A 3,100-nucleotide genomic window follows, 5' to 3' on the forward strand; every position below is an offset into this window, starting at 1 on the left:
CGATGACGGCGTCGCGGGGGGCGGCGGTGAGCGCGGCCGCGAGGTCGGCGACCGCGGCGTCGAGTTCGCCGCCCGGGACCACCAGGTTGGCCAGGCCGATCCGTTCGGCCTCCGGGGCGTGCACGAAGCGCCCGGTGGCGCAGATCTCCAGTGCGCGGGCGTAGCCCACCAGGCCGACGAGGGGGTGGGTGCCGCCGAGGTCCGGTACGAGTCCCAGGCTGGTCTCGCGCATCGCGAACTGGGCGTCCTCGGCGCAGACCCGCAGGTCGCAGGCGAGGGCGAGCTGGAAGCCCGCGCCGATGGCGTGCCCCTGCACGGCCGCTATGGACACCAGGTCGTTGCGGCGCCACCAGGTGAACGCCTCCTGGTACCCGGCGATCAGGGCGTCCGCCCGGTCCTCGGGGCCGCGCGCCATGTCGAGGAACGAGGGTTCGCCGTCGAAGCCCTCGGGGGTGAACGCCTGCCGGTCGAGCCCCGCGGAGAAGGACCTGCCCTCACCGCGCAGTACCGCGATCCGGATGTTTCCCGGCAGCAGCGATCCCGCCTCGGCCAGGGCCCGCCACATGGCGGGCGACTGCGCGTTGCGCTTGGCCGGGTTGGTGAGGGTCACCGTGGCAAGAGCGCCGTCCACGGTGAGCCGTACGCCGTCCTTGTCGAGCAGGGTCATCTCGCGCCTCCGAGTCAGCCGGTCGCACCAGCGTGCGTAAGTGACTGAACGGTAACCTCCCGGCCGGCAGCTCGGCCGACCGGGGGCACCGCCGTACCCGGGGGCGCGGCCGTCAGGCCGAGGCGGCCTTCTTGCCCCTCGTGGCGCCGCCCCGACCGCGCAGGACCACACCGGATTCGCTGAGCATCCGGTGGACGAAGCCGTAGGAACGCCCGGTCTCTTCGGCCAGCGCCCGGATGCTCGCTCCGGAGTCGTATTTCTTCTTCAGGTCTGCCGCGAGCTTCTCGCGCGCGGCGCCGGTCACCCGGCTGCCCTTCTTCAGAGTCTCGGCCACCCGTGCCTCCTCATGGGAAGTGCGCTCTGGACTCTCATGATCACCCCTCCCCGGCGTCCTGGCCACCCATTCGGCAAGGTTCCGTGGCACCCCGTACCCCGTACGGCGTCCCCCCGGGGACGTGGTGCGGCCCCGATTCGCCGGGCGCCGCACGGCCCGTGCGGCCCCTCCCCGGGAGAAGCGGCAGGTCAGGGCACATACACCCGAAAAGGTGACGGCCGGGTCGCGAGGACCCGGCCGTCATCGCCGACGCGCCGTGGTACGAGCCGAACTCACGCAGATGAGGGATCACGCGTCGGCCGAATGATCCAGACGGGATGGATCAGGTCGGTGACGTGCGGGGAGCGGTCGCCGCGAGGCCCGGTCAGGCCAGGGCGACCAGGTCCGCGTAGTCCTGGCCCCACAGGTCCTCGACACCGTCGGGCAGCAGGATGATCCGCTCGGGTTCGAGCGCGTCCACCGCGCCCTCGTCGTGCGAGACGAGCACCACGGCGCCGGTGAAGGTGTGCAGCGCGCCGAGGATCTCCTCGCGGCTGGCCGGGTCGAGGTTGTTGGTGGGCTCGTCGAGGAGCAGGACATTGGCGGAGGAGACGACCAGCGTCGCCAGGGCGAGACGGGTCTTCTCGCCGCCGGAGAGCACGCCCGCGGGCTTGTCGACGTCGTCGCCGGTGAAGAGGAACGAGCCCAGCGTCTTGCGGATGTCGACGAGGTCCATGTCCGGGGCGGCCGAGCGCATGTTCTCCAGGACCGTGCGGTCCGGGTCGAGCGTCTCGTGCTCCTGCGCGTAGTAGCCGAGCTTGAGGCCGTGGCCGGGGCGCACCTCGCCGGTGTCCGGCTGCTCGACGCCGGCCAGCAGCCGCAGCAGCGTGGTCTTGCCGGCGCCGTTGAGGCCCAGGATGACGACGCGGGAGCCCTTGTCGATGGCGAGGTCGACGCCGCTGAAGATCTCCAGCGAGCCGTACGACTTGGACAGGCCCTCGGCGCTCAGCGGGGTCTTGCCGCAGGGCGCCGGGTCGGGGAAGCGCAGCTTGGCGACCTTGTCGGCGGCGCGGACGTCCTCCAGTCCGGACAGCAGCCGCTCGGCGCGGCGGGCCATGTTCTGCGCGGCGACGGTCTTGGTGGCCTTGGCGCGCATCTTGTCGGCCTGGGCGTTGAGCGCGGCGGCCTTCTTCTCGGCGTTCTGCCGCTCGCGCCTGCGGCGCTTCTCGTCCGCCTCGCGCTGGCGCTGGTAGAGCTTCCAGCCCATGTTGTAGACGTCGATCTGGGCGCGGTTGGCGTCGAGGTAGAAGACCTTGTTGACGACCGTCTCGACCAGGTCGACGTCGTGGGAGATCACGATGAAGCCGCCGCGGTAGGTCTTGAGGTAGTCGCGCAGCCAGACGATGGAGTCGGCGTCGAGGTGGTTGGTCGGCTCGTCGAGGAGCAGGGTGTCGGCGTCCGAGAAGAGGATGCGGGCCAGTTCGACGCGGCGCCGCTGGCCGCCGGAGAGGGTGTGCAGCGGCTGGCCGAGGACGCGGTCGGGCAGGCCGAGGCTGGCGGCGATGGTCGCGGCCTCCGCCTCGGCGGCGTACCCGCCCTTGGTGAGGAACTCGGTCTCCAGGCGCTCGTACTTCTTCATCGCCTTCTCGCGGGTGGCGCCCTTGCCGTTCGCCATCCGGTCCTCGTTCTCCCGCATCTTGCGCAGGACGGTGTCCAGGCCGCGGGCGGACAGGACGCGGTCGCGGGCGAGGACGTCCATGTCGCCGGTGCGCGGGTCCTGCGGGAGGTAGCCGATCTCGCCGGAGCGGGTGACGGTGCCGGCGGCGGGGATGCCCTCACCGGCGAGGACCTTGGTGAGGGTGGTCTTGCCGGCGCCGTTGCGGCCGACGAGGCCGATGCGGTCGCCCTTGGCGATGCGGAACGAGGCGGACTCGATGAGGACGCGGGCACCGGCCCGCAGCTCAAGACCGGAAGCGGTGATCAAGGGAAAACTCCAGGGCAGGAAGACGGCGGATTGGACGGACGGTCCGAGAGCGGTCGACGCCGTCTAATGAACCCAGAGGAGAACTGCCATGCGGAGCAGTCTAACGGGGGTGTGCAAGCGGTTTACCCGGCCGGAC

At 71.3% G+C, this 3,100-nt stretch carries 3 protein-coding genes; all 3 read right to left on the reverse strand.

Annotation, left to right across the window (positions count from 1 at the left end; translation table 11 throughout):
* Positions 1-667, reverse strand: a 667-nt coding sequence (locus AC51EU_RS28980; RefSeq protein WP_496270062.1) for an enoyl-CoA hydratase/isomerase family protein, incomplete at its 3' end; no start/stop codon positions are given.
* A gap of 112 nt (positions 668-779) precedes the next feature.
* On the reverse strand, positions 780-1,001 hold the full coding sequence (locus AC51EU_RS28985) for a helix-turn-helix domain-containing protein (protein WP_006606369.1): 222 nt from the start codon (positions 999-1,001) through the stop codon (positions 780-782).
* A gap of 364 nt (positions 1,002-1,365) precedes the next feature.
* On the reverse strand, positions 1,366-2,964 hold the full coding sequence (locus tag AC51EU_RS28990) for an ABC-F family ATP-binding cassette domain-containing protein (protein WP_496270063.1): 1,599 nt from the start codon (positions 2,962-2,964) through the stop codon (positions 1,366-1,368).
* Positions 2,965-3,100: the final 136 nt, after the last annotated feature.

The sequence above is a fragment of the Candidatus Streptomyces philanthi genome (assembly GCF_059553635.1).